Source organism: Streptomyces noursei ATCC 11455 (genome assembly GCF_001704275.1).
Classification (GTDB): domain Bacteria; phylum Actinomycetota; class Actinomycetes; order Streptomycetales; family Streptomycetaceae; genus Streptomyces; species Streptomyces noursei.
On record NZ_CP011533.1, the window covers coordinates 2,361,935 to 2,384,638 of the forward strand.

At 73.6% G+C, this 22,704-nt stretch carries 20 protein-coding genes; 11 read left to right on the forward strand and 9 right to left on the reverse strand.

Translation table 11 applies throughout. The features are described from left to right. The first annotated feature begins 385 nt into the window (after positions 1 to 385). The 3 genes from SNOUR_RS09860 (at position 386) to SNOUR_RS09870 (ending at position 4,271) form a co-directional block, all read left to right on the forward strand. Entirely contained in the window at positions 386 to 2,212 is a 1,827-nt protein-coding gene (locus SNOUR_RS09860) for an AMP-dependent synthetase/ligase (protein ID WP_079142470.1), read from the forward strand. A gap of 133 nt (positions 2,213 to 2,345) precedes the next feature. Continuing rightward, on the forward strand, positions 2,346 to 3,179 hold the full coding sequence (locus SNOUR_RS09865) for an aldo/keto reductase (protein WP_067345722.1): 834 nt from the start codon (positions 2,346 to 2,348) through the stop codon (positions 3,177 to 3,179). 306 nt (positions 3,180 to 3,485) lie between these two features. Beyond that, positions 3,486 to 4,271 (forward strand): VOC family protein, encoded by a 786-nt coding sequence (locus SNOUR_RS09870; protein ID WP_067345724.1) that lies wholly within the window; start codon positions 3,486 to 3,488, stop codon positions 4,269 to 4,271. 72 nt (positions 4,272 to 4,343) lie between these two features. On the opposite strand, the gene SNOUR_RS09875 is transcribed toward SNOUR_RS09870, so the two are convergent. Beyond that, positions 4,344 to 5,354 (reverse strand): class I SAM-dependent methyltransferase, encoded by a 1,011-nt coding sequence (locus SNOUR_RS09875; RefSeq protein ID WP_079142472.1) that lies wholly within the window; start codon positions 5,352 to 5,354, stop codon positions 4,344 to 4,346. Positions 5,355 to 5,485: 131 nt separating this feature from the next. Here SNOUR_RS09875 and SNOUR_RS09880 point away from each other — a divergent pair, with 131 nt between their 5' ends. Then, a complete protein-coding gene (locus SNOUR_RS09880; RefSeq protein WP_079142474.1) occupies positions 5,486 to 6,592 on the forward strand; it encodes a DUF1266 domain-containing protein in 1,107 nt (368 codons plus the stop codon). A gap of 189 nt (positions 6,593 to 6,781) precedes the next feature. Beyond that, the gene (locus tag SNOUR_RS09885; protein WP_067345726.1) at positions 6,782 to 7,702 is read left to right on the forward strand and encodes a YihY/virulence factor BrkB family protein; all 921 of its coding nucleotides are present in this window, start codon (positions 6,782 to 6,784) and stop codon (positions 7,700 to 7,702) included. A 43-nt stretch (positions 7,703 to 7,745) separates the two neighbouring features. On the opposite strand, the gene SNOUR_RS09890 is transcribed toward SNOUR_RS09885, so the two are convergent. Beyond that, positions 7,746 to 8,057, reverse strand: coding sequence for a 4a-hydroxytetrahydrobiopterin dehydratase (locus SNOUR_RS09890; RefSeq protein ID WP_067345729.1), 312 nt, complete (start codon positions 8,055 to 8,057; stop codon positions 7,746 to 7,748). Between the two features lie 193 nt (positions 8,058 to 8,250). Here SNOUR_RS09890 and SNOUR_RS09895 point away from each other — a divergent pair, with 193 nt between their 5' ends. Further along, positions 8,251 to 9,063 carry a helix-turn-helix domain-containing protein gene (locus tag SNOUR_RS09895; RefSeq protein WP_067345731.1) on the forward strand — a complete coding sequence of 271 codons (813 nt, stop codon included), beginning with the start codon at positions 8,251 to 8,253 and terminating at the stop codon, positions 9,061 to 9,063. Between the two features lie 7 nt (positions 9,064 to 9,070). Here SNOUR_RS09895 and SNOUR_RS09900 read toward each other — a convergent pair whose 3' ends face one another. The 3 genes from SNOUR_RS09900 to SNOUR_RS09910 all read right to left on the reverse strand — a co-directional run bounded on the left by SNOUR_RS09900 (position 9,071) and on the right by SNOUR_RS09910 (position 13,363). Beyond that, positions 9,071 to 9,472 carry a nuclear transport factor 2 family protein gene (locus tag SNOUR_RS09900; protein ID WP_067345734.1) on the reverse strand — a complete coding sequence of 134 codons (402 nt, stop codon included), beginning with the start codon at positions 9,470 to 9,472 and terminating at the stop codon, positions 9,071 to 9,073. A gap of 216 nt (positions 9,473 to 9,688) precedes the next feature. Further along, complete coding sequence (locus tag SNOUR_RS09905) at positions 9,689 to 11,125, reverse strand: amino acid permease (protein ID WP_067345737.1); 1,437 nt, start codon at positions 11,123 to 11,125, stop codon at positions 9,689 to 9,691. A gap of 144 nt (positions 11,126 to 11,269) precedes the next feature. After that, positions 11,270 to 13,363: a phage holin family protein gene (locus SNOUR_RS09910; protein WP_067345740.1), complete on the reverse strand. Its 2,094-nt coding sequence runs from the start codon at positions 13,361 to 13,363 to the stop codon at positions 11,270 to 11,272. Positions 13,364 to 13,703: 340 nt separating this feature from the next. Here SNOUR_RS09910 and SNOUR_RS09915 point away from each other — a divergent pair, with 340 nt between their 5' ends. Beyond that, a complete protein-coding gene (locus SNOUR_RS09915) occupies positions 13,704 to 14,504 on the forward strand; it encodes an MBL fold metallo-hydrolase (protein ID WP_067345742.1) in 801 nt (266 codons plus the stop codon). A gap of 46 nt (positions 14,505 to 14,550) precedes the next feature. After that, entirely contained in the window at positions 14,551 to 15,225 is a 675-nt protein-coding gene (locus SNOUR_RS09920; protein WP_067345745.1) for a DedA family protein, read from the forward strand. Between the two features lie 82 nt (positions 15,226 to 15,307). Here SNOUR_RS09920 and SNOUR_RS09925 read toward each other — a convergent pair whose 3' ends face one another. The 3 genes from SNOUR_RS09925 to SNOUR_RS09935 form a co-directional block, all read right to left on the reverse strand. Next, positions 15,308 to 16,561 carry an MBL fold metallo-hydrolase gene (locus SNOUR_RS09925; protein ID WP_099055677.1) on the reverse strand — a complete coding sequence of 418 codons (1,254 nt, stop codon included), beginning with the start codon at positions 16,559 to 16,561 and terminating at the stop codon, positions 15,308 to 15,310. Further along, positions 16,558 to 17,829 (reverse strand): aminotransferase class I/II-fold pyridoxal phosphate-dependent enzyme, encoded by a 1,272-nt coding sequence (locus tag SNOUR_RS09930; RefSeq protein WP_079142478.1) that lies wholly within the window; start codon positions 17,827 to 17,829, stop codon positions 16,558 to 16,560. The genes SNOUR_RS09925 and SNOUR_RS09930 overlap by 4 nt, the downstream gene beginning before the upstream one ends. Before the next feature lie 172 nt (positions 17,830 to 18,001). Next, positions 18,002 to 18,439: a GNAT family N-acetyltransferase gene (locus SNOUR_RS09935; protein WP_312632311.1), complete on the reverse strand. Its 438-nt coding sequence runs from the start codon at positions 18,437 to 18,439 to the stop codon at positions 18,002 to 18,004. Positions 18,440 to 18,662: 223 nt separating this feature from the next. On the opposite strand from SNOUR_RS09935, the gene SNOUR_RS09940 reads away from it, so the two are divergent. The 3 genes from SNOUR_RS09940 to SNOUR_RS09950 all read left to right on the forward strand — a co-directional run bounded on the left by SNOUR_RS09940 (position 18,663) and on the right by SNOUR_RS09950 (position 21,676). Continuing rightward, positions 18,663 to 20,150 (forward strand): bifunctional phosphatase PAP2/diacylglycerol kinase family protein, encoded by a 1,488-nt coding sequence (locus SNOUR_RS09940; protein WP_067345748.1) that lies wholly within the window; start codon positions 18,663 to 18,665, stop codon positions 20,148 to 20,150. Positions 20,151 to 20,394: 244 nt separating this feature from the next. Next, entirely contained in the window at positions 20,395 to 21,210 is an 816-nt protein-coding gene (locus SNOUR_RS09945; protein WP_067345753.1) for a methyltransferase domain-containing protein, read from the forward strand. Between the two features lie 112 nt (positions 21,211 to 21,322). Further along, positions 21,323 to 21,676: a VOC family protein gene (locus tag SNOUR_RS09950; RefSeq protein ID WP_067345756.1), complete on the forward strand. Its 354-nt coding sequence runs from the start codon at positions 21,323 to 21,325 to the stop codon at positions 21,674 to 21,676. A 78-nt stretch (positions 21,677 to 21,754) separates the two neighbouring features. Here SNOUR_RS09950 and SNOUR_RS09955 read toward each other — a convergent pair whose 3' ends face one another. Then, entirely contained in the window at positions 21,755 to 22,675 is a 921-nt protein-coding gene (locus SNOUR_RS09955) for an NADP-dependent oxidoreductase (RefSeq protein ID WP_067345758.1), read from the reverse strand. Positions 22,676 to 22,704: the final 29 nt, after the last annotated feature.

Genomic DNA, 22,704 nt, shown 5'->3' on the forward strand with positions numbered 1-22,704 from the left:
CCTCGGCGCCCGAGGAGGCACCCGGAATCCGCCGTACCGCTTGAGGCCGTCGGCGCCGTGCGCCGGGCGGCGCCGGCGGCCTCCGCGGGGCTGCTCGGGATCTCCCGAGAACCTCCGGGGGATCGTCGCAGCACCCCGGAATATGCCTCCGACGTGCTCTGACGTCGCGACAGATGCAGAGATTCGGTGCAGATCCAGTCCCGACGCAGTGTTCGTCCGGGGGCGAACCAGTCGAGCAATGTCCACCGTTACCCGAAGTAACCCGATTTCCCGTCCTGGCCGGTTACGGTGGCAGCGCCGTCGCGGCGTGGTAACGCCCTCCCACCAGCCGTCCCCGTGGGGTACGGTCGCGGCCTTGTGAGAAGCACCACGAGGAGCTGGGTCATTGCGCGAGTTCACCGTCCCTCCTTTGGCGACCGCGCCCCGGGTCGGCGGGCTGGCCGACTCGGTGTACGACAACGCGGAAACCGACCCCGGGCGGACCGCGCTGGCGCGTAAGGACGCCGCCGGGCAGTGGCGGGACGTCGACGCCGGCCAGTTCCGGGACGAGGTGATCGGACTCGCCAAGGGCCTGCTCGCGCAGGGCGTCCGGTTCGGTGACCGGGTCGGCATCATGTCCCGCACCCGCTACGAGTGGACGCTCTTCGACTATGCGCTGTGGTCGATCGGCGCCCAGTCCGTCCCGCTGTACCCCACCTCGTCGGCGGAGCAGGTCTTCTGGATGCTGCACGACGCCGAGGTCTCGGCGTGCCTGGTGGAGCACGAGGACCACGCGATGACCGTCGGCTCGGTCGTCGGCAGACTCCCCCAGCTGCGGAAACTGTGGCAGCTGGACGCCGACCCGGTGGCCGAGCTGACCGCGGCCGGGGCGCATCTCGACGACGAGGTGGTGCACCGGCACCGGATGGCGGTCACCCCCGACGCCGTCGCGACGATCATCTACACCTCCGGCACCACCGGCCGCCCCAAGGGCTGCGTGATCACCCACGCCAATTTCATGGCCGAGGCCGACAACATCGTGCTGCGGTACGACAAGGTCTTCCGCTCCAAGCCCGGCGACGAGGCGGCCACCCTACTCTTCCTGCCGCTGGCGCACGTCTTCGGCCGGATGGTGCAGGTCGCGGCGATCCGCGGCCGGGTCAAGCTCGGCCACCAGCCCGAGCTCTCGGCCCGGGCGCTCCTCCCGGACCTCCAGGCGTTCCGGCCCACCTTCGTCCTGGCGGTGCCCTACATCTTCGAGAGGGTGTTCGCCGCGGCCCGCCGGCGGGCGGAGGCCGAGGGCAAGGTCAGCCCCTTCGACAAGGCCGTCGAGATCGCGGTCCGCTACGCGGAGGGGCTGGAACACAAGGCGTTCGGCACCGGCCCCGGCCCCGGCGCCGCGCTGCGGATGCAGCACCAGCTCTTCGACAAGCTGGTCTACAGCAAGGTCCGCGAGGCGCTGGGCGGCCGGGTGCGGCACGCGATGTCCGGCGGCTCGGCCATGGAACGCCGGCTGGGCCTGTTCTTCGCCGGCGCCGGCGTACGGATCTTCGAGGGCTACGGCCTGACGGAGAGCACGGCGGCGGCCACCGCGAACCCGCCGGAGCGGACCCGCTTCGGCACCGTCGGCACGCCGGTCCCCGGCACCACCGTCCACCTCGCCGAGGACGGCGAGGTCTGGCTGCGCGGCGGCCAGATCTTCCAGGGCTACCACAACGACCCCAAGGCGACCGACGCGGTGCTGCACGACGGCTGGTTCGCCACCGGGGACCTCGGTGTCCTGGCCGAGGACGGCTATCTGACGATCACCGGCCGGAAGAAGGAGATCCTGGTCACCTCGGGCGGCAAGTCGGTCTCGCCGGTGCCGCTGGAGGAGCGGGTGCGGGCGCATCCGCTGGTCGCCCAGTGCATCGTCGTCGGCAACGACCGCCCGTTCATCGCGGCGCTGGTCACCCTGGACCCGGAGGCGGTCACGCACTGGCTGGCGATGCGCGGCAAGCCGGAGATGCCGCCGCGCGACCTGGTGCGCGACCCCGACCTGGAGACCGAGATCCGGCGCGCCGTGGTCGCCGCGAACACGCTGGTCTCGCAGGCCGAGTCGATCCGCACGTTCCGGATACTGGCCAACCAGTTCAGCGAGGAGCACGGCCTGCTGACGCCCTCGCTGAAACTCAAGCGCAAGGCGATCGAGGCGGCGTACGCGGCGGAGGTGGACGCGCTGTACCGGGGGTGAGAGCGGTGGGTCCGCGGGCCGGCGGGACATGACGGTGAACGGGCGGTTTTTCTCGGCGTGCACGGGAATGTCCGGGGACGGATGATCGTTGACGCCCTCGAACACGACAGTCGACGTAAGGATCGAATCCCCCGTGAGCACGGTTCCGTCCATCACGCTCAACAACGACGTCACGATGCCCCAGCTCGGTTTCGGCGTCTGGCAGATCCCCGATGACGAGGCGTTCACCGCCGTCAGCCACGCCCTTGAGGCCGGGTACCGCAGCATCGACACCGCGGCCATCTACGGCAACGAAGAAGGCACCGGCAAGGCCCTCGGCGCCTCCGGCATCGCGCGCGAGGAACTCTTCGTCACCACCAAGCTGTGGAACTCCGAGCAGGGCTACGACTCCACCCTCCGCGCGTTCGACGCCTCGCTCGCGAAGCTGCGGCTGGAGTACGTCGACCTGTACCTGATCCACTGGCCGCTGCCGGCCCGCGACACCTACGTGGACACCTACAAGGCGTTCGAGAAGATCTACTCCGAGGGCCGCGCCAAGGCCATCGGCGTCTCGAACTTCTTCCCCGCCCACCTGGAGCGGCTGCTCGGCGAGACCTCCGTCGTCCCGGCGGTCAACCAGATCGAGCTGCACCCGCAGCTCCAGCAGGCCGAGTCCCGCGCCTTCCACGCCCGGCACGGCATCGCCACCGAAGCCTGGTCGCCGCTGGGCCAGGGCAAGGGGCTGCTGACGGACCCGACGATCGTCAAGATCGCCGACAAGCACGGCAGGACCCCGGCCCAGGTGGTCCTGCGCTGGCACCTCCAGGTCGGCAACGTCGTCATCCCCAAGTCCGCCACCCCCTCGCGGATCCGGGAGAACTTCGACGTCTTCGGCTTCGAGCTGGACGGCGACGACCTGTCGGCCGTGGCCGGCCTGGACTCCGGCACCCGCCTCGGCCCGGACCCGGCCACCTTCGACGCGGCCTGAGGGCCCGACCGCTCGCGTCACGGCCCGGACCCGCTGGTCCGGGCGTCGTCCGGGGCACAGCCCGCGGCCGGGTGCGCGGTGCGACGCGGCGCCGTCCGTCCCCTCGGGGGCGGGCGGCGCCGCCGTATGTCGGGGCGCTTCCCGAGGGGGCCGTTCCGCCGGACAGCGGGGCGCCGGGCCGCGGCCCCGAGTGGCGGGCTCCGCGGGCGACGGGAAATGTGGAACGGGAGGGCGGTCGCGCAGCGACGCCGGCCGCCGGGGGCGGCTGCCGCTGGGCGGCCACCACTCCGCTCCGAGGAGGCACCGATGCCCGACGTCACCACTCCCTACGCGCCCGGGACGCCCTGCTGGGTCGATCTCGCGGCCCCCGACCAGAAGGCCGCCATCGACTTCTACGCCGGCCTCCTCGGCTGGACCGGGGAGATCGGTCCTCCGGAGACCGGCGGTTATGCCGTCTGCCAGCTGAACGGGAAGCCCGTCGCCGGCATCATGGCCGCCGTCGCGATGGGCGACCAGCCCGCTCCGCCGACCGTCTGGACCACCTATCTGGCCAGCGCCGACGCGGAAGCCAGCCAGCGGGCGGTGGAATCCGCCGGCGGCACCGTGCTGATGCCCGTGATGGACGTGATGTCCCTGGGCCGGATGTTCATCGCGGCCGATCCGACCGGGGCGGTCTTCGGCGTCTGGCAGCCGGTCGACTTCCCGGGCGCGGGCGTCGTCAACGAGCCCGGCGCCCTGATCTGGAACGAGCTGAACACTACCGACCGGTCCGCCGCCTCCGCCTTCTACCGGGCCGCCTTCGGCATCGAGTCCACGACGATGGAGGGCATCGAGCACTACTACGGGCTCCAGGTGGACGGCCGCCCCGTGGGCGGCATGCAGCCGATGCCGGAACAACTCCCCGCCGACACGCCCTCCCACTGGCTGACGTACTTCGCGGTGGCGGACGCCGACGCGGCGGTCGCCAAGGTCACCGCGTCCGGCGGCAACGCGATCACGGAACCGTTCGACATGATCGCCGGCCGGATCGCCCTGGTGACCGACCCGCAGGGCGCGGTCTTCGCCCTGATCCACCCGAAGTCGATGGAGTGACCAGCATTTCCGACGGGTCGTCAATTCTGCCTGTGGCAGCCTTTGTTGAGGCATGGCGGACGGCCGTCATGGCTACTGCTCCTGGGCGCGGGCGGTGTGCACCGTCTGCACCGAGAGCAGGAAGGCGTCCGGGCGGCGGGTGATGCCGGCGGGGTCGTGGGGGTCGACGAGGCGGGTGAGGGTGCTCAGGTCGCCGGGGTCGAGCTGGTCGCCGTACTCCTCCACGGCGCGGCTGAGGTTGGCCTGGATGTAGCGGCGGACGTCGTCGGCGAGCGGGGCCGGCAGGTCCAGCAGGAAGCTGCGGGTGCGCGGGGTGCGCAGTCCGGCGTTGGCCAGGAAGGCGGGCCAGTCCTCCAGGGTGTCGGTGGCTTCGGGCAGGGCGGCCCGCATCCCGGCGAACCAGTCCTCCGCCGCCGCGTCCAGTCGGGCCTGGAGTCCCGGGCGGCCGACACCGATGTCACGCGGCAGGAAGCGCGGGGCGAGGCCGCCCTCGCAGACCGCGAGCAGGCCGCCGGGCCGCAGGTGGCCGGCGAGCGCCGCCACCGCACCGCGCTGGTCGCCGACGTGGTGCAGCGCCTTGCTGGACCAGATGAGGTCGGCGCCGCCGAGCGAGTCCAGGCCGTGCGGGACCTCGGCGTGGTGGGTGTGGATCCGGTCGGCCAGGCCGAGCCGGTCGGCACGGGCGCGAGCGCGGGCCAGCAGGGCCTCGGTGGCGTCCACCGCGCACACCTCGGCGTCCGGGAAGGCCCGCGCCAACAGGCAGCTGACGACCCCGGGGCCGCTGCCGACGTCCAGGATGCGGCGGACGGTCGGTGTCCGGGACGCGGCGCCGGGTGCCGCGGCCCCGGATGCCCCGCCCGCCCCACCCTCGGCGGCGTCCGGGGAGAGCAGTGCGCGGAGCCAGGCGGCGGCCTGCTCGTACAGCGGGGTCTGGATCTCGGCGCCCCGTTCCAGGAACGGGCCGAGCACCTCCCAGTCGATGGCGCCGCCCTGGTCGGCACCGGAGTGGGCGTGTCTGCCGGGGGAACCGGACCGCGGGCTGGGCGAAGGCTCCGCTGGCACGGGGCGGTCGTCACTGCTCATGGCATCGAGCCTCCGATACGGGGTGGGCGCCGGCAAGCGGCCGGGCCGGGCCGGCGGCCCCGGCGCGGACCCTGGTTCGGACCGGGGGCGGGGTCACCGTAGGGTCTTGGCCTGTGGGTACTCCGGGATGGATGCCGCCGACGGAGACCGAGCGGCGGCTGTATGAGGCAACGGCACGTGGGGACGGGGACGGACAGGTCGCGGCGATCGCCGGTGAGGACCTGTATCTGGCGGTGCCGCAGCAGGGGCAGGAACCACTGCCCGTCTACGACGATCCGACGGCGGGCGGTAAGTGCATTCCCGTGCTGACGCGCGGCATGCTGCCGCCGTGGGAACCGCAGCGGTTTTTCGACCGGGTCTCGATCGAGGAGCTGGCGCAGGACTGGCCCAACGACAAGTGGCGGCTGGCGATCAACCCGGGCACGCCGTTCGCCGCGTACCTGTCCGCCTCGCCGGCCCACCGCGCGGCGTGGCTGCGGGTCCGCGCGCAGGTCGGGGTCCGGCCGGGCGGACTGCTGGTCACCCACTACGCGGGGCCGCTGCACGGTCCGGTGGCGCAGGGGCTGGCTTGTGGCGCGCCGCTCGCGGTGCACCACAGCGTGCCGTGGAACGAGTTGGGCACGGCGTTCCTGGACTACTCGGAGGACGCCGAGACGCTGCGCGCGCAGTGGTCGGTGGCCGATCCGGTGAGCTGGCAGCAGCGGTTCGACCAACTGCTCGGCGGGCAGTTCGTGCCGGCGGAGACGGAGACGGCGCTGCGTGCCCGGGCCACGGCGTCCGGCGGGGAGTCCGGTGGCGCTTCCGAGGGCGGGTCCGCTGCCGGGGCCGGCGGCGCGTCGGGCGCGGACGCGACGGCCGGTGACGGTGCGCCGCCCGCGGTTCCGGAGCTGGTGGACCGGTACGAGGAACGGTTCCGGACGGACGGGCTGCTGCCGGCCGACGGCCGGGTGGTGTCGCTGGTCGCACTGGACCTGGCGCACGCGGTGGGCCTGGTCCGCTGGGGCCTGGGCGCGCGGCTGTGCGCGCCGCCGCAGGCGGAGCAGGCGGTGACGCGGGTGGCGGCGCGGGCCCAGGAGGTCTACGGCTCATGGGAGGAGTTCGCCGCGGGCTACGCGCTCGGGCGGGCACTGGCGTACGACAACGGCTGGTTCGGGCCGGCCTACGCGGAGACGGCGCACCTCCACCGGGTGCTGACGCAGGACCCGGCGTCCCCCTGGCGGGGCCTGTCGTTCGGCTGACGGGCCCGTGGCCCCGCCCCGGGCGGGCCGGTCACCCGCCCCTCGCGGACGCCGGCCGCGCCGGGGCATGATGCAGCCCGGGGACCGGGACGATGCCGGACCAGTACGACACAGGGGACGGATACGACATGGGCGGGAGCGGTATGCGGAGCGTCGCGCGGCGATGGGCCAGGACGGCGGGGGTCCGGCATGGAGGCTGAGACCGCACCGTCCACGGCCCCGGCGCGGACCGGGCCGGAGCGCCCTCCCCGCCGCCGGGTCTGGCAGCGGTACCGCACGGCGCTGCGCCGTACACCGCTGTCCGTCTGGCACGACGACCTGACCGACTACGCGGCGAGCCTGACGTACTACTCGGTGCTGGCACTGCTGCCGTCGGCGATCGTCACCATCTCGCTGATCGGGCTCGCCGACCCGGCCGGCACCGAGCAGCTGATCAACCACCTCAGTTCGATCGCGCCGGCCGAGTCGGGGGCGACGGTCCGGCACGCGCTGGTGGTGATGGCGCACCAACGGACGGCCGCCTGGGTGGTGGTCGGCGGTGCGGCGGTCAGCGCGCTGTGGTCGTCGTGCAGCTATCTGGCGGTGTTCCGGCGGGCGCTGCACGCCATGCACCGGACGAAGGACGACCGGCCGCCGTGGCGGAAGGCGCCGCGAATCCTGGTGACCGCGCTGCTGCTGATGGCGCTGCTGATCTGCAGTGCGGTGGCGCTGCTGGTGAGCGGGCCGGTGGCGACCGCGCTGGGCCGGGCGCTGGGGTTCGGCGAGGCGGGCGAGACGCTGTGGAACCTGCTCCAGTGGCCGTTGCTGCTGGTGCTGGCGACCGTGCTGGCGATGGTGCTGTTCCGGTCGGGGCCGCCGAGTTCGCGCGGGGTGCGGCGGGCCGGGCCGGGCGGAGTGCTGGCGGTGCTGCTGTGGCTGGTGGCGTCGGCGGGCTTCGCCTTCTACGCCTCGTACGTCGGCACCTTCAACCGGCTGTACGGCTCGCTGGCCGGCCCGGTGGTGTTCCTGATCTGGTTGTGGTTCTCCAACCTGTCGCTGTTGTCCGGGGCGCAGTTCAACGTGGAGCTGGCGCGCGCCGGGCGGGTCGTCCGGCCGCGCCGCCCGAGCTGACGTCGGACCGGGTCGACCTCGGAACGGGCGACGGCGGGGCCGGTCAGTGGGTGCCGTGCGCCGCGGCGATCTCCTCGATGCGGCGGGCCAGGCCGAAGTCGAGGTGGGTGACCCGGCCGCCGACGCTGTGGGTGTTGACCGAGACGCCGAGGTGGTTGTAGCCCAGGGTCAGCTCGGCGTGGTGGCCCAACTCCTCCTGGATCTGGGAGATGTGCATGACCATCGCGGCGGCCTGGAAGTGCCGGTCGAAGCGGTAGCGGCGGTGCAACCGGTCGCCCTCGACGGTCCAGCCCGGCAGTTCGATGAGGCGGTCCGCGATCTCCGCGTCGTCGAGGGGTTCCACCTGTGCGTTCATCGCGCTCGCCTTCCCGCCGGGTACCGGTCGCCGCCGCTGGGCGCGGCGGTTCCAGCCTGTCACGTCGGGGCGGTCGCGCGCCCGTCCACGCGGGGCGAATGGGGACGGCCGGTGCGGCCAGGGCCTGTCCGGGCCGCCACGAACCCAGAAGTTACCGCAGGTAACACCTGGCCGGTCGGCTAGCGTCCCCGGCATGACGACTGCCACGGCGTCCGCGCCGGAAACCACGGGTGTGGGCACCCTGTTGCGAGAGTGGCGGGACCGGCGCCGCATCAGCCAGCTGGAACTGGCACTGCGCGCCGACTCCTCCGCCCGCCACATCAGCTTCATCGAGACCGGCCGCGCCCGCCCGAGCCAGGAGATGGTGCTGCGACTGGCCGAACACCTCGACATACCTGTCCGGGAGCGCAACGCCCTGCTGATCTCGGCCGGTTACGCCCCCGCCTTCCCGGAGACCCCGCTGGACGACCCGTCGATGTCCGAACTCCGGGCCGGCATGGACCGGCTGCTGGCGGGCTACGAGCCGTACCCGGCCCTGGTGGTCGACGGGATGTACCGCGTGCTGGCGGCCAACCGGGGCGTCGAGGTGCTGCTGGACGGCGTCGATCCGGAACTGCTCCGGCCGCCGATGAACGCCATGCGGATCACGCTCCACCCGCGCGGCATGGCCCCCCGTATCCGCAACTTCCCGGAGTGGCGGGAACACCTCTTCGCCCAACTGGACCGGCAGTTGGCGCTGATGCGGTCCGCGCCGCTGCGCGCGCTGCACGACGAGCTCCGCTCCTACCCGCTGCCGGCCGGCGGGCGGCAGAGCGCGACCCCGGGCGACCACCCGCCGTTCGCCCTGCCGCTGGTGATCGAGCACCACGGCACGGTGCTCTCCTTCCTCTCCACCATCGCCACCTTCAACACGCCGATGGATGTGACCGTTTCGGAACTGGCGCTGGAGGCGTTCCTGCCCGCGGACCCCGAAACGGCCGAGCATCTGCGCAAAGCGGCGGGGTGAGGGTGGTTCACATCGCCGGTACGCGGTCCAGGAAGCCGAGCACCGACCGGATCCGACCGTCCTCGGCCAGCCGCACCACGTCGAAGCCGGCGACCGGCGCCGACCCGTCCGGCGCGACCAACTCCCAGCCGAACCGGGCGATGTCGTGGTGGCCGTCCACCACGCCCAGCGGCCGGAACACGAAACCCGGGAACTGCTGGTGCGCGCCGGCGATCGCCGCCGCCAGCCCGTCGTGCCCGGCGACCTCGGCCAGCGGGTCGGTGTAGGTGGCGTCCTCGGTGAACGCCGCGGCGACGGCCTTGAACCGGGCGCCCTCCTCGGTGGCGTTCCACGCCGCCAGGTACCGCTCGGCGGCGGCCGCGTGGTCGACGGTCCGCTCGGCGGCGCCCTGCTGCACGTTCTGCGACATCGTGAACTCCTCGTGGTGTCCGTCGCGGCGGCCGGTGGGATCCGGGCCGCCAGGTGACCGATGGTTCGTCAGCGACAGTTCACGGGCCGGAGTGCGCCGGCCCGTGAACCGATGCCTCGACTCTGCCGGAGCGACGGGCGAGGGGCGATTACGCGCAAGGTAATGCCCCCGGTCGCAGCGAGGCGGCCGGGGGCATCGGGGTCGGCGGGCGGGCGGCTAGCTCGCCGCGGGGACGGTGGTCACCGGCGCGTCCGCCGGAGCGTTCCCGACCGCCTCCACGGAAGCGGCCTCGGCGGCCTCGGCGCCCTGGGTGCCCTCCGTCGCGTCCTCGGACACGGCCGGCCGGCGCCCGCGGCGGGCCGCCATCAGCGCGTACACCAGGATTCCGGCGAACAGGAACAGCACGCCCTGGTAGATCGCCGCGTAGCCGGCGCCCGCCACCAGCCAGAAGGTGAAGCCGAAGGCGATCACCGCGAGCGTCAGGTCGCGGGCGAAGCGGGCCGGGCGGACCTTGTCGCGGCGGCCGGAGAGCAGGAAGTAGATCTGGGCGCCGGCGGCCAGCAGGTAGGGGACGGTGGCCGAGAAGGTGGTGATCAGGACCAGGATCTCGAAGACGCCGCCGGTACCGAGGAAGTAGTTGATCACGGTCAGGGCGGAGGCCAGCACGGCGGCGGCCAGCACGCCGAAGGTCGGCACCCCGCGCCGCTTGGTGAGGAAGGCCGCCGGGAAGAGGCCGTCCTTCGCGGCGGCGTACGGCGACTGGGCGCTCATCAGCGTCCAGCCGTTGAGCGCGCCGATGATGGAGATCACCGCGGCGGCCGCGATGACCGTGCCGCCCCAGTGGCCGCCGAACATCGCGTCCACCGCGTCGGAGAACGGCGCCTTCGAATTGACCAGCTTGTCGTGGGCGACGGTGCCGAACACCGACAGGGTGCCCAGCAGGTAGACGACGGCGGCACCGACGGTGCCCAGCACGGTGGCCCGACCGACGTTGCGCTCGGGGTTGCGGACCTCGCCGGCGCTCATCGCGGCGGACTCCACGCCCACGTAGCTGTAGAGGAGGATCGCGGCCGCCGCGGACAGCCCGCCCAGGGTGCTGCCGCCGCCCTCGTGGAACGCCCCGAGCTTGTGCGGGTCGAAGAAGAACAGCCCCACGACCGCGATGAACAGCAGCGGCACGAACTTCAGCACCGTGGAGACCATCTGGACGGCCCCGACGTACCGGGTGCCCGCGAAGTTGGCGAGCGCCGGCAGCCACAGCGCGCCCAGCGCCACCATCAGATCGACGCCCCGGGACGCGTGGCCGGGGAAGAGCACATGGACGTAGCCGACGGCGGCCACCGCCAGCGCGGCGTTGCTGACCCAGGTCATCGTCCAGTACGACCAGGCGGAGAGGAAGCCGGCGAAGTCGCCGAACGCCTCACGCGCGTAGACATAGGGCCCGCCGGTGTCCGGATGGCGCTCGGCGAGCCGCCCGAAGACCAGGGCCAGGGCGATCGCCCCGAGGGTGAGGACGCCGAAGGCGACCAGACTGACGGTGCCGAAGGGGGCGACCGAAGCCGGCAGCAGGAAGATTCCGCCGCCGATGATGTTCCCCATCACCAGGGCGGTAGCGGTCCCCAGACCGAAACGGCGGGTGTGCCGGTCGTGCATGGCGTGGTGGGCCCTCTCGTCGTGCGCGGTGCACCCGGGATTGCCGGGCCAGGACATGGTGGGCGACCGGAGGGCCCCCGCAAAATCACCGGTTTTTGTCCCGCCAGGGGTCGGGCGACCGGAAAAACCTTCGGGCTGCCCGGCCTAGCGCCGCAGGTCGTCCGCCTCCGGCCCGAGCCGCCCGTACGGCTCCTCCGCCCCCGGGCCGACCGGCGGTCGCGGACCGTCCGCCTCCCGCAGCCAGCGCCGCAGCACCTGGTGGACCTGCTCGGCGCCGGTCAGCGGCGTCCCGTCCGGGGCCGGCGGAGACAGCTCCGCGGGCCACAGGAGGAAGGGCCGGCTCTGCGGGCCGCCCAGTCCGCCGTGCGAGCCGATCTGCTCCTCGAAGGCGTGCACCGCGCCGGTCGCCGGATCACAGGCGGAATTGATCATGAGGTCGGCGACGTGCGGGAACCGGTCGGTGCGGCGGACCGCTTCGGCCGCACCGGGCCCGAAGGGCGCCAGCGGGTCCGCGCCGACCACCCGCCCGGTGTCGAGGTGGTGCTCGCCGCCGTCCGGGCCCAGCACCACCGCACCGTGCGCGACCGAGCGGACCAGGACGAAGCCGATGCCCGGGTGGCCGGCGAGGGTGTCCAGCAGCGCCGGGTGGCGGCGGTCCAGCTCCTCACGGGTGATCCGGCCGGGGACGTCCGGGAACGAGACCAGGCCGAGGTTGCCGGAGGCCAGCACGACCGGCTGCGCGCCGGGCCGGTCCCCGTCCGCCGTCCCCTCCGGCCGGCCCAGCGCCGCCCGCGCCGCCTCCCGGGCCTCGGCGCCGCTGGCGGTGCGCCCGGCCCGCCGCCGGACCGGCAGCCCGCACCCGGCGCGGACCAGGTCGCTCAAGGTCAGCCCGTAGCGGTCCCGGAAGGTCGCGCCGGGGCTCTGGCCGTGGTCGGAGAGCAGCACGACGCGGTACGGCCGGGGCGCGTACCGGCCGGCCTCGGCGATCAGCTCGATGCAGCGGTCGAGGCGGCGCAGCACCTGGTGGGTGTCGCGGTGCACGGGCCCCGAGTGGTGCGCCACCTCGTCGTAGGCGACCAGGTCGGCGTAGACCGCGGTGCGGCCGGCCAGCATGTCGCCGAGCACCGCGGCGACCACCACATCGCGCTCGACGACGGTGGCGAAGGCCCGGATGACCGGGTAGAGGCCGCCCCGCCTGACCCGTGGCCGCTCGCGGCGGCAGCGGCTGCGCAGCGCCTGGCCGATCTCCCGCAGGACCTCGGCGACGAAGGAGACCGCGGTCCGGGTGGCGTTGGCCGGGTCGGAGAAGTAGGCGAAGTAGCCGGCCCGCGAACGGTTGTACCGGCCGCGCCGGGCGGCCACCGACATCACCAGGGCGACCTGGTCGGCACCGCCGCTGAAGAGGTTGCCGCGGCTGGCGCCGTCGTGGGCCAGCAGCCCGCCGTCGCCGGTGCGCGCGACGGCCCGGCGCTGGAGTTCGGCGGCGCTGCTGGGCCGGTTGCTGACGATGAGGTCGCCGGTCTCCTTCTCGTACCAGCGGAAGGCGGGCAGGTCCTCGTTGCTGCCGTGCAGGATGGCGAGCTGGCTGGCGCCGGTCTGGCTGGACCAGTCGGTGCGCCACGGGACGAGCCGGTGACTGGTGCCGATCCAGCGGGCGAGGGTCGGCATCAGCGGGCGCTCGCCGCGGGTCGCCTCCCGCAGCACCTCATGGCCGACGCCGTCGAGCTGGAGGAAGACCGTCCCGGGCGTGGCCGGCCCGCGGTCCGCGCCGGCCCGCCTCCCCCGCCGGCCGGCCAGCCGCACCAGCCGACGCCGGTACGCCTCGTCGTTGCGCACCGCCAGGAAGGTCGAGGTCGCCGAGGACGCCGCCGACATCACGGCCGCCACGATCACCGCGGTCTCCGGCGTGGTCTGCCCCCGTCCCGCCGGGACCACGTCCAAGGCGACCAGCAGCAACGACCCGTTGAGGAAGAACACCAGCAGCCCCAGCACCAACGCCGGCACCAGCAGCAGCGCGCGCACCAGCAGCGGCCACACCAGGGCGCTGAGCAGGCCGAACGCGCCGGCCGCCAGCGCCGCGGTGAGTGCGGTGCGGGTGAGGCTCTCGCCGCCCACGGCCTGCAGCCGGAAGTCGGGCAGCACCGCGGCCAGGGCGAGCAGGGTCAGGCTGGAGACCGCCCAGACGGCCAGCACCCTCAGGAGGGCGCCGCCGAGGGCCTTCCACCGCGCGGTCCGCACGCCGTCCCGTCCTCCCCGCTCGGGCCCGCCGCACCAGCCGGACGGGCATTCCGGCCAAGGGTGTCATCAATGCGGGCGGGTGTCATAAAGCGGGCGCGGAGAGCGGGCGGGGATTGTGGGCGGGGAAAGTGGGCGTGGCAGGGGGCAGGGCATATCCCCGCCACTCGGTGCACGCGTCCCCGGGACCTGCCTGCGGGGCGGATGAGGGAGGATCGGTAACGATCGGAACGGGGTACGCGGCAGGACGGCCGGCCGATGAGCGGCCCGGCCCCGGCAGGGCGTCGCGGTCGGAGCGTCCCGGATCGGGCGGTGCCCGGCCGGGCAAGGAGGTGGACCGAGCATGTCCGTGAAAGTCACCTGGTGGGGACATGCCACGGTGACCGTCGAGGACTCCGGGGTGCGAGTGCTGACCGACCCGCTGTTCGTCGCCCGGCTCGCCCACCTGCGGCGCCGCCGCGGCGCACTGCCGCCCCCCGAGGCGGCCCACGCGGACGCGGTCCTGATCTCCCATCTGCACGCCGACCATCTGCACCCTGCCTCGCTGGCCCGGCTCGCGCCCGGGACCCGGCTGATCGTGCCGTACGGCGCGCCGGCCGCCGTACCCGGACTGCGCCGGGTGGCCGCCGCCAGGGGCCTGCCGGTGAGCGAGCTGCGGCCGGGCCAGGAGTGCCGGATCGGACCGCCCGGGGACGCCGCCGCCCTGACCGTCCGCGCGGTGCCGGCCGCCCACGACGGCCGGCGGCTTCCCTACGGACCGCACCGCGTCCCCGCCCTCGGCTACGTCATCAGTGGCACGGCCCGCACCTACTTCGCCGGCGACACCGGGCTGTTCCCGGAGCTGCCGGACGAGGTCGGGCCGTGCGAAGTGGCGCTGCTGCCGGTGGGCGGCTGGGGACCGTTCCTCGGCCATGGCCACCTCGACGCCCGGCGGGCCGCGGTGGCGGCGGCCCGCCTGGCACCGTGCAGCGCGGTGCCGGTGCACTACGGCACGTACTGGCCGATCGGTCTGGACGCCGTCCGGCCCCACGAGTTCCACGCGCCGGGTCAGGAGTTCGAGCGACAGGCCGGGCTCCTCGCGCCGAAGGTCGCCGTGCACCGGCTCGGGCACGGCGAGTCGGTGCAGCCGAGGACCACCCGATGACGCCCACGGTCCGGCACCGGTCGGCACGAGTCCCAACGGCACGGCCATGAGCGGTACGACGCTGGCCGACGGCCTCCACCAGGTGCTCACCCATGTCCCGCCGGAATCGACCCAGCAGGCGGTCGGCTACCCGTCGCTGTTCCTGCTGGTGGTGCTGGGCTCGCTGGTGCCCGTCGTGCCCACCGGCGCGGTGGTCAGCTCGGCGGCGGCGGTCGCCTTCCACCACAGTTCGCCGCTTGCCCTGCTGCTCGTCTTCGTGGTCGCGTCCGGCGCCGCGTTCCTCGGTGACCTGGGCCTGTACTGGCTCGGGCGACGCGGCGTGCACTCCCGCAACGGCTCGCGCTGGCTCGCCCGGCTCCGCGATCGCGCCGCACCGGAACGCCTGGCGCAGGCGCGGCACAGGCTGCGGGAGCACGGCGTGTTGGTGCTGGTGCTCTCCCGCCTGGTACCGGCCGGCCGGATCCCGGTCATGCTGGCCTGCCTGCTCGCCGAGATGCCGCCCCGGCGCTTCGCCCGCGGCGACCTCCCTGCCTGCCTGGCCTGGGCGGCCACGTACCAGCTGATCGGCCTGCTGGGCGGCTCCCTCTTCCCCGAGCCCTGGCAGGGCGTGGCCGCGGCGATCAGCCTGACGGTGCTGTTCGGCGCCGCCCCGGTCGCGTGGCACCGCCTCCGCCCGTCGCCGGCGGACGGCGAGGAACAGACGGCGGAAGGGGAGGGATAGCGGACGGGACTGTACGGGACGGGCGACGGGCAGGCGGGGCAGGGGCAGGGGCAGGGGCAGGACGGTGGGTGAGGCCGGGGCCTCAGCGCTCCGCCAGCACCCGCGACGCGCCGACCGGCAGATCCCACAAGTCCGACCGCGAACGGCCGGTCGCCGCCCAGGCGGCCCGGATGCGGTGCAGCGGCTCCAGCGGCGGCTCGGCCGAGAGCAGGAACGTCGACCAGTGCATCGGCGCCAGGCACCGCGCCCCCAGGTCCTGGCAGGCCCGTACCGCCTCCTCCGGGTCGGTGTGCACCGGCCGCAGCATCCAGCGCGGGTCGTACGCCCCGATGGGCAGCAACGCCAGGTCGATGTCCCGGTAGCGGCGGCCGATCTCCTCGAACCAGTGGCCGTAACCGGTGTCCCCCGCGAAGTGGATCCGCCGCCCGTCGGGGGCGGTGAGCACCCAACCGCCCCACAGGGAACGGCAGGTGTCGGTCAGCGTCCGCTTGCTCCAGTGGTGCGCGGGCACGAAGTCGATCCGCACCGGACCGGCGGGGCCGGCCAGTTCCACCGCCTCCCACCAGTCCAGGTCGGTGACCCGGGTGAAGCCGCGCCGTCGGGCCCAGGGCGCCAGCCCCGCGGGAAGCAGCAGCGGAACGTCGCGCGGCAGCCGCTTCAGCGTCGGCGCGTCCAGGTGGTCGTAGTGGTTGTGGCTGATGACGACGGCGTCGACCGGTGGCAGGTCCTCCCAGCGGACCCCCACGGGGGTGACCCGGGCGGGCGTACCGAGGATCTTGCGGGACCAGACCGGGTCGGTGAGGACCGTCAGCCCGCCCATCCGGATGACCCAACTGGCGTGCCCGGCCCAGGTCAGCGCGACGGTCGTGGGACCGACCTCCGGCATCGGGCCGGGCTCGAACGGCAGTTGCTGGATCTGCCGGAGCGTCTCGGCCGCCGGGCGGAGCTTGCCCTCCCGCGCGATCCGGGCCAACGCCCGGACGCCGGGCAGCGGCGCGGTCAACCGGTCGGTGAAGTCACGGGGCCAGGTGCGGGGCTCCCCCAGGGGGCGCGGTTCGGACAGTGGGCGCGGTTCGGACAGTGGGTGCGAGGGCGGCGCGGTCTCCGGAAGCGCCGCGGCGGCAAGACGCCCGCCTACCGCGCCAGCAGCCGCCCCACCACCAACCTCCTCGACGCGGGAGGTCTCATCGAGAGGGGTCTCCTCGACGGAGGTCTCGCCCAGGGACGTTTCATCCAGTGAGGTCTCGTCTAGGGACGTCCCCTTGAGGGAGGTCTCATCGAGGGAGGTCTCATCGAGGGGGCGCCCGGCGAGAGAGCGCTCGGTCTGTTCGGTCATCCAGGGGCTCCATTCGAGGGCCGGGCAGAACCGGAGTCACGAGGCGGGCGGGCGAGTCGCGCCGGAGCCGAGCCCAGTTCGGCCAACGCCCGATCCAGATCACCCAACCCCGCCCGCACATGGGGAAGTTGGAGTGGATCGGCCGTGTTCAAGACACGCTGCCGCAGCTCCATGTCGGCGCCGAGCAGGGCATCCGCTCCCAGCCGCACCCGTAGCGCCTCCGGGTCGTCCTCGAAACGATGGGCGCCGCGGGCCGCCCACGACGCCAACTCCCTTTCCAGTTCCGTTGATCCGGTGGGCCCACGGACGCCGAACGACCGCCGCAACGGTTCGAGGTCGGCGTAGAGGGAACTGCCCGCATGCGGCGGACGGCAGAGCGCACCGGCCCCGGCGAGCGTGCGGTACAGCGCCCCGGTGAGTACCCCGTACACCCGCGCGGCGGCCGCGGTCCGCTCCCGTACGGCGTCGGGCTCGGCGAGCGCATGGGTGACCGCACGGGCGAGCGGCCCGGGAAGCGGGGTGTGCAGCCGGGTGAGGGTCTCAAGGACCGCGTCCCGTAGAAGGGCGCCCCGGCGGGTGCCCGGAAATCGGGCCAGCGCGACGGGCCAGGAGGCGGGCAGCAGCGCGGCCCGCAGATCGGTCAGCACCACGACCTCGCCCGGCAGTATCTCGGCGGGGCTGAGCACCACGGTGTCATGCGGGTCGTGCAGCAGATCCCGGCTCGATTCGTCGCTGACGACCCACAGCCCCTCCTCGGCCGCCGCCTCGCACACCTCGTGCAGTTGCTCCGGCGGCGGGCAGGTACCGGTCGGGTCGTCGGCAACGGAGAGGACCAGGACACGCGGGGTGTCGCCGTGCATCCTGGCCCGCCGTACGGTCTCCAGCAGCGCGAACGGGTCCGGCAGCCCGCCCGATTCGGCCGGTACCGGCGTCAGGTGGACCGGCCGCCCCAGCAACCTGGCGGGCGGCGCGTACCACTCGGCGCACGGCCGCGTCAGCAGCACCGCACCGTCGACCGCGGCATACAGGGCGAGCAGCAGGGCGGCGGCCCCGGGGCCGGCCAGCACCCGATCGGCGGGGGTGAACAGGCCGCGGCGCTCCCAGTAGCCGCAGGCGGCGGCGCGCAGCGGCGCGGAGCCGCCGGAGGGTTCGGGGGCGGTGCGGCCGGCTGCCGCGGAGAGGTGCGCGGCGAGTTCGGGAAGGACCGGCAGGCCCACCGGCGGGGCCGGATCCGGCTCCCGCTGCGGATCCGGGGCGGTCCGCTGCATCCGTACCTCCACTCCACGGCGGCCGGTCGATCGCGGGCCCATCACATGATGAACGGCCTCGACCACCTTCGCAGATCACGGGAGTGGCGACCGGGGGCGACACGTCAGCGGAGGGTGACCACTGTTCCCTGAGGCGAACGCGGAGCCCGCCCGGCCGAACGGCCTCGGACCGCTACGCCTCGGCTTCCGCCTCCGCCCTCCGCCCGCCCGTAGGCGCCTCGTACCGATGCACCTCCACCGTTTCCTCCGCCCCTGCCGCGCCCCATACCTGGCGCTCGGTGCCGCGCCGCACCCATCCCCGGCGCTCGTACAGCGCGACCGCCGAGGTGTCGGACGTCTTCACCTCCAAGACGGGCCGCACCCCCCGGGCCGCGGCCTCCGCCTCGACGGCGGCCATCAACCGCGCGCCGAGGCCGTGCCCCCGCGCGCCGGGCGCGACATACAGGCGGCTCACCTCGCGTCCACATAGCGCGGCATGGCCGGCCACCGCGCCACCCGCCTCGGCGACCCACGCGGCGGTCAGCCCGTCGGGGGTGAGCCACCGGCCCGGTTCCTCGGGCCAGCGGTGGGGGTAGCCGCTGTGGGCGTGCACCTCGGCGAGAACCGCCACACAGGCACCGAGATCAGCATCCCTCCGCCTCCGAACCACCCACGCCTCCCGTTCCTCCACCACTCCCACCACTCCCACCCCTGACGCTTCTCCGCCCGCAACGCCCGCAACGCCCGCAACGCCCGCAACGCCCGCAACGCCCGCAACGCCCGCAACGCCAACGGCCAACGGCCATCAGTGTCTCCCCCTGCCTGCCTCGCCCCTCCCCGGGTACACGTGACCCATGCGAAGCCGAAAACTTCTCCCGCACCTCGACCGGTGGGCCTTCGATCGGATCGCCACGCGCGAATGGCCGGGCGCCCAGCGCGTACTGCCCCGGCTGACCCGCAGCGCCAATCACGGGCTGCTGTGGTTCGGCGTGGCGGCCGGGGCGGCGGCCCTGGGCGGGCGGCCCGCGCGTCGGGCCGCCCTGCGCGGTATGGCCTCGCTGGCCCTGGCGTCCGCGACAGTGAACACCCTCGGCAAACGCTCCGTACGCCGCGCCAGACCGCTGCTGGACACCGTCCCGTTGATGCGTCAGCTCGGCCGCCAGCCCTTCACCTCCTCCTTTCCGTCCGGGCACGCGGCCTCGGCGGCGGCCTTCGCCACCGGCGTCGGCTTCGAGAACAAGTGGTGGGGCCTGGCCCTCGCCCCGCTCGCCGCCTCCGTGGCGTTCTCCCGCGTCTATACGGGTGTGCACTATCCGGGTGACGTGCTGGCCGGCGCCGCGCTCGGCGTCGGCGCGGCCTTCGCGGTCCGCGGCATGGCGCCGACCCGCGCCCAACTGGCCCCGCCCGCCCGGCCCCGCGCCGAGGCGCCCGCACTGCCCCGCGGACGCGGACTGTACGTGGTGGCCAACGCGACCTCCGGACAACGCTCGGGGCCGCGCCCCGACCGGGTCGCGGAGGTGCACGGAGCGCTCCCGCAGGCCGAGGTGGTGGTCTGCGGCGGACCGGACGGCATGCCGATGGACAAGGCGCTGGAGGAGGCGGCCGAGCAGGCCCTGGCGCGGGGCGGTGCGCTGGGCGTGCTCGGCGGCGACGGCACCGTCAACGCGGCGGCCACGGTCGCGGCGCGCCACGGACTGCCGCTCGCGGTCCTGCCCGGTGGCACCCTCAACCACTTCGCCTACGACCTGGGCGTCGAGACCTACGCGGACGCGGCGCGCGCCGTGGAGAGCGGCGAGGCCGTGGCCGTCGACCTGGCGCGCTTCCGGGTCGGGCCGCATCAGGAGGGCCAGTACTTCCTCAACACCTTCTCCATCGGCGCGTATCCGGAGCTGGTCCGGATCCGGGAGCGGTGGGCGCACCGGATCGGCGCCTGGCCCGCCGGGATCCTCGCCGCCTGCGAAGTGCTGCGCTCCTCCACGCCTCTGAGCATCGAGATCAACGGCGAACGGCACGCCGTCTGGCTGCTGTTCGTCGGCAACTGCCAGTACCGCGGCCTGGGCACCGCGCCCGTGCGGCGCCACGACCTGGCCGACGGCGTGCTCGACGTCCGCGTGGTGCACGCCGGTCGGTTGGCCGGCGTCCGGCTGCTCACCGCCGCCCTGCTGGGCACCCCGCGCAGTTCCCCGCTCGTGGGCGAGGCCCGTCTCCCCCGCCTGCGCATCGGCGGCCTCCCGAACGGCACCCCGCTCGCCTACGACGGTGAAGTGAGCGCCGTCCCCGGCGAGTTGACCCTGGAAAAGAGGAACGAGGCCCTGACCGTCTACCGCCTCCTCCTCAACTGACCGCCCCCACACCAGCCAGGAACCACCGCCCCGCTCCGCCCCCTACCCGCATCCCTCCTCCCTCCTGCTCGTCCCCCACCCACCCCCACCACCACCCCCTCACGTCCACATGTCAAGACGCATCTCTCGCCATACGAGACACCGGCGTACCGTGTGAGGCAGTACGCCATAGGGCATCCGCCCCCGGCCGCGTTCCGACACGGCCTCGTGCGGCTGCCCCCGATGTCCGCGAAGGAGCCGATCCATGCCGCAGGAATCCGCCGTCTACACCCACGGCCACCACGAGTCCGTACTGCGCTCGCACACCTGGCGCACCGCCGCCAACTCGGCCGGATACCTGCTGGATTCACTGCTGCCCCACATGCAGATCCTCGACATCGGCTGCGGCCCCGGCACCATCACCGCCGACCTGGCGGCCCTGGTACCGGACGGCCAGGTCACCGGCCTGGACCACGCGCCCGGCATCCTGGAGCAGGCCCGCGCCACGGCCGCCGCCCGCGGAGTGCAGAACGTCCGCTTCACGGTCGGCGACGTCCATGAACTGGACTTCCCCGACGACACCTTCTGCGTGACGCACGCCCACCAAGTCCTGCAGCACGTGGGCGATCCCGTGCAGGCGCTGCGCGAGATGCGCCGCGTCACCAAGCCCGGTGGCATCGTCGCCGTCCGCGATGCGGACTACGCCACCTTCACGTGGTACCCGGAGGTGGCGGGGATGGCCGACTGGCTGGACCTCTACCGCCGGGTGGCCCGCGGCAACGGCGGCGTGCCGGACGCCGGGCGCCGACTGCATGCCTGGGCACGCCAGGCCGGCTTCGCGCCGCAGAACATCACCGCGAAGGCGAGCACCTGGTGCTACCAGACCCCCGAGGAGCGCTCCTGGTGGTCCGAACTGTGGGCGGACCGCACGGTCACCTCCTCCTACGCCAAGATCGCGGTCGACGGCGGATACGCCACCGAAGCCGACCTGACCCGCATAGCCGCGGCCTGGCGGAAGTGGGGCGCCGAGGAGGACGGCTGGTTCGGCATGCTGCACGGCGAGATCCTGTGCCGCGTTTGACGTAGCGTCAGCTCGACGCTTCCGCCACCCCGCCTCCACCGCGCCGGCACACCGCAGTCACATCACCGTCAGGGTTCGCGCAGTCACCGGCAGCCCAACTAGGCTGGTTCATATGGACATTCTGGGGACCTCACTTCGGGTATGTGTCGGCGACCTCGATGCCGCGGTCACGGTGTACGAACGACTGACCGGCACCGAGGCGATCCGCTTCCAGCGCGGCGGGGTGGCGGTCGCCGCGGTGGGATGCTTCTTCCTGATGAGCGGCCCCGAGGCGGAGCTGTCGGTACTGCGGAAGATCACCGCGACCCTCGCCGTCAAGGACGTCGACGAGGCGGTGGCCGACCTCACCGCGGTCGGCGCGGACATCATCGCCGGACCACTGTCCACCCCCATCGGACGCAATCTGATTGCCCGTCACCCCGACGGCTCGGTCTTCGAGTACGTCGATCGCGCGCAGGGCGCCTAGCCTCTCCGCCGCACTCCCTTCACCCGCTCCGAGGCCCGTCGCACGCTCCGTGCGGCACTCGGGTCGCCCACCCGCCTCTCACACCTCCAGGACGATCTTGCCTCGGGTCCGACCGGCCATGCTGAGCCGGAACGCCTCGGCGGCCTCCTCCAGCGGGAGCGCCGTATCGACCGGCACGGTCAGCTTCCCCGCGTCCGCGAGGATGGCCAGGGCGGTCAGATCGGCGGGGTCCGGTCTGACCCACACCATGTGGCCGCCCTTCGCCCGGACCTCGCCGTCGGCGATCGACACCACCCGGCTGCGGTCCCTGAGCACCTCCTGCGAGACGTCCACGGCCCCACCGCCGACGAAGTCCAGGGCGACGTCGACACCTTCGGGCGCCAGGGCGCGCACCCGGTCAGCGAGCCCGCCGCCGTAGGTCACCGGTTCGGCGCCCAGGGACCGCAGGAAGTCGTGGTTGCGCTCGCTGGCCGTGCCGATCACGCGGGCTCCCTCGGCGACCGCGATCTGGACGGCCAGCGAGCCGACACCACCCGCGGCGGCATGCACCAGCACCAGATCGCCCGCCTTGGTCCGCGCCCGCTTGAGCGATTGATAGGCCGTCAGCCCGGCGAGCGGGAGCCCGGCGGACTGCCGCCAGTCGAGCGTGGCGGGCTTGCGGGCCAGGGTGCGCACCGGCGCGGCGACCAGCTCGGCGTACGTGCCGTGCTGCACCTCGTCCTTGCGGACGTAGCCGATGACTTCGTCGCCCACCGCGTACTCGGTGGCGTCGGCGCCGACCGCCTCGACCACTCCTGCCACGTCCCACCCGGGAATGAGCGGGAAGTGAGCGTGCATCATGCCGTCCAGATAGCCCGCGACGATCTTCCAGTCGACCGGATTGACGCCGGCGGCGCGCACCCGGATCAGCACCGAGTCCGGCCCGACCTTGGGGTCGGGTTGCTCGGAGTAGGTGAGAACCTCAGGGCCGCCGTAACTGCTCGTGGTAATTGCCTTCATATTCGTCACAACGCGTGATGATCCGCGAG

Excerpts from the sequence above, each read along its gene's own strand:
- SNOUR_RS09950 (WP_067345756.1), top strand. The coding sequence starts at position 21,323 with ATGGACATTCTGGGGACCTCACTTCGGGTATGTGTCGGCGACCTCGAT.
- SNOUR_RS09955 (WP_067345758.1), bottom strand. The coding sequence starts at position 22,675 with ATGAAGGCAATTACCACGAGCAGTTACGGCGGCCCTGAGGTTCTCACC.
- SNOUR_RS09920 (WP_067345745.1), top strand. The coding sequence starts at position 14,551 with ATGAGCGGTACGACGCTGGCCGACGGCCTCCACCAGGTGCTCACCCAT.
- SNOUR_RS09885 (WP_067345726.1), top strand. The coding sequence starts at position 6,782 with ATGGAGGCTGAGACCGCACCGTCCACGGCCCCGGCGCGGACCGGGCCG.
- SNOUR_RS09890 (WP_067345729.1), bottom strand. The coding sequence starts at position 8,057 with ATGAACGCACAGGTGGAACCCCTCGACGACGCGGAGATCGCGGACCGC.
- SNOUR_RS09895 (WP_067345731.1), top strand. The coding sequence starts at position 8,251 with ATGACGACTGCCACGGCGTCCGCGCCGGAAACCACGGGTGTGGGCACC.
- SNOUR_RS09930 (WP_079142478.1), bottom strand. The coding sequence starts at position 17,829 with ATGCAGCGGACCGCCCCGGATCCGCAGCGGGAGCCGGATCCGGCCCCG.
- SNOUR_RS09925 (WP_099055677.1), bottom strand. The coding sequence starts at position 16,561 with ATGACCGAACAGACCGAGCGCTCTCTCGCCGGGCGCCCCCTCGATGAG.
- SNOUR_RS09880 (WP_079142474.1), top strand. The coding sequence starts at position 5,486 with ATGCCGCCGACGGAGACCGAGCGGCGGCTGTATGAGGCAACGGCACGT.
- SNOUR_RS09940 (WP_067345748.1), top strand. The coding sequence starts at position 18,663 with ATGCGAAGCCGAAAACTTCTCCCGCACCTCGACCGGTGGGCCTTCGAT.
- SNOUR_RS09870 (WP_067345724.1), top strand. The coding sequence starts at position 3,486 with ATGCCCGACGTCACCACTCCCTACGCGCCCGGGACGCCCTGCTGGGTC.
- SNOUR_RS09915 (WP_067345742.1), top strand. The coding sequence starts at position 13,704 with ATGTCCGTGAAAGTCACCTGGTGGGGACATGCCACGGTGACCGTCGAG.
- SNOUR_RS09945 (WP_067345753.1), top strand. The coding sequence starts at position 20,395 with ATGCCGCAGGAATCCGCCGTCTACACCCACGGCCACCACGAGTCCGTA.
- SNOUR_RS09905 (WP_067345737.1), bottom strand. The coding sequence starts at position 11,125 with ATGCACGACCGGCACACCCGCCGTTTCGGTCTGGGGACCGCTACCGCC.
- SNOUR_RS09900 (WP_067345734.1), bottom strand. The coding sequence starts at position 9,472 with ATGTCGCAGAACGTGCAGCAGGGCGCCGCCGAGCGGACCGTCGACCAC.
- SNOUR_RS09875 (WP_079142472.1), bottom strand. The coding sequence starts at position 5,354 with ATGAGCAGTGACGACCGCCCCGTGCCAGCGGAGCCTTCGCCCAGCCCG.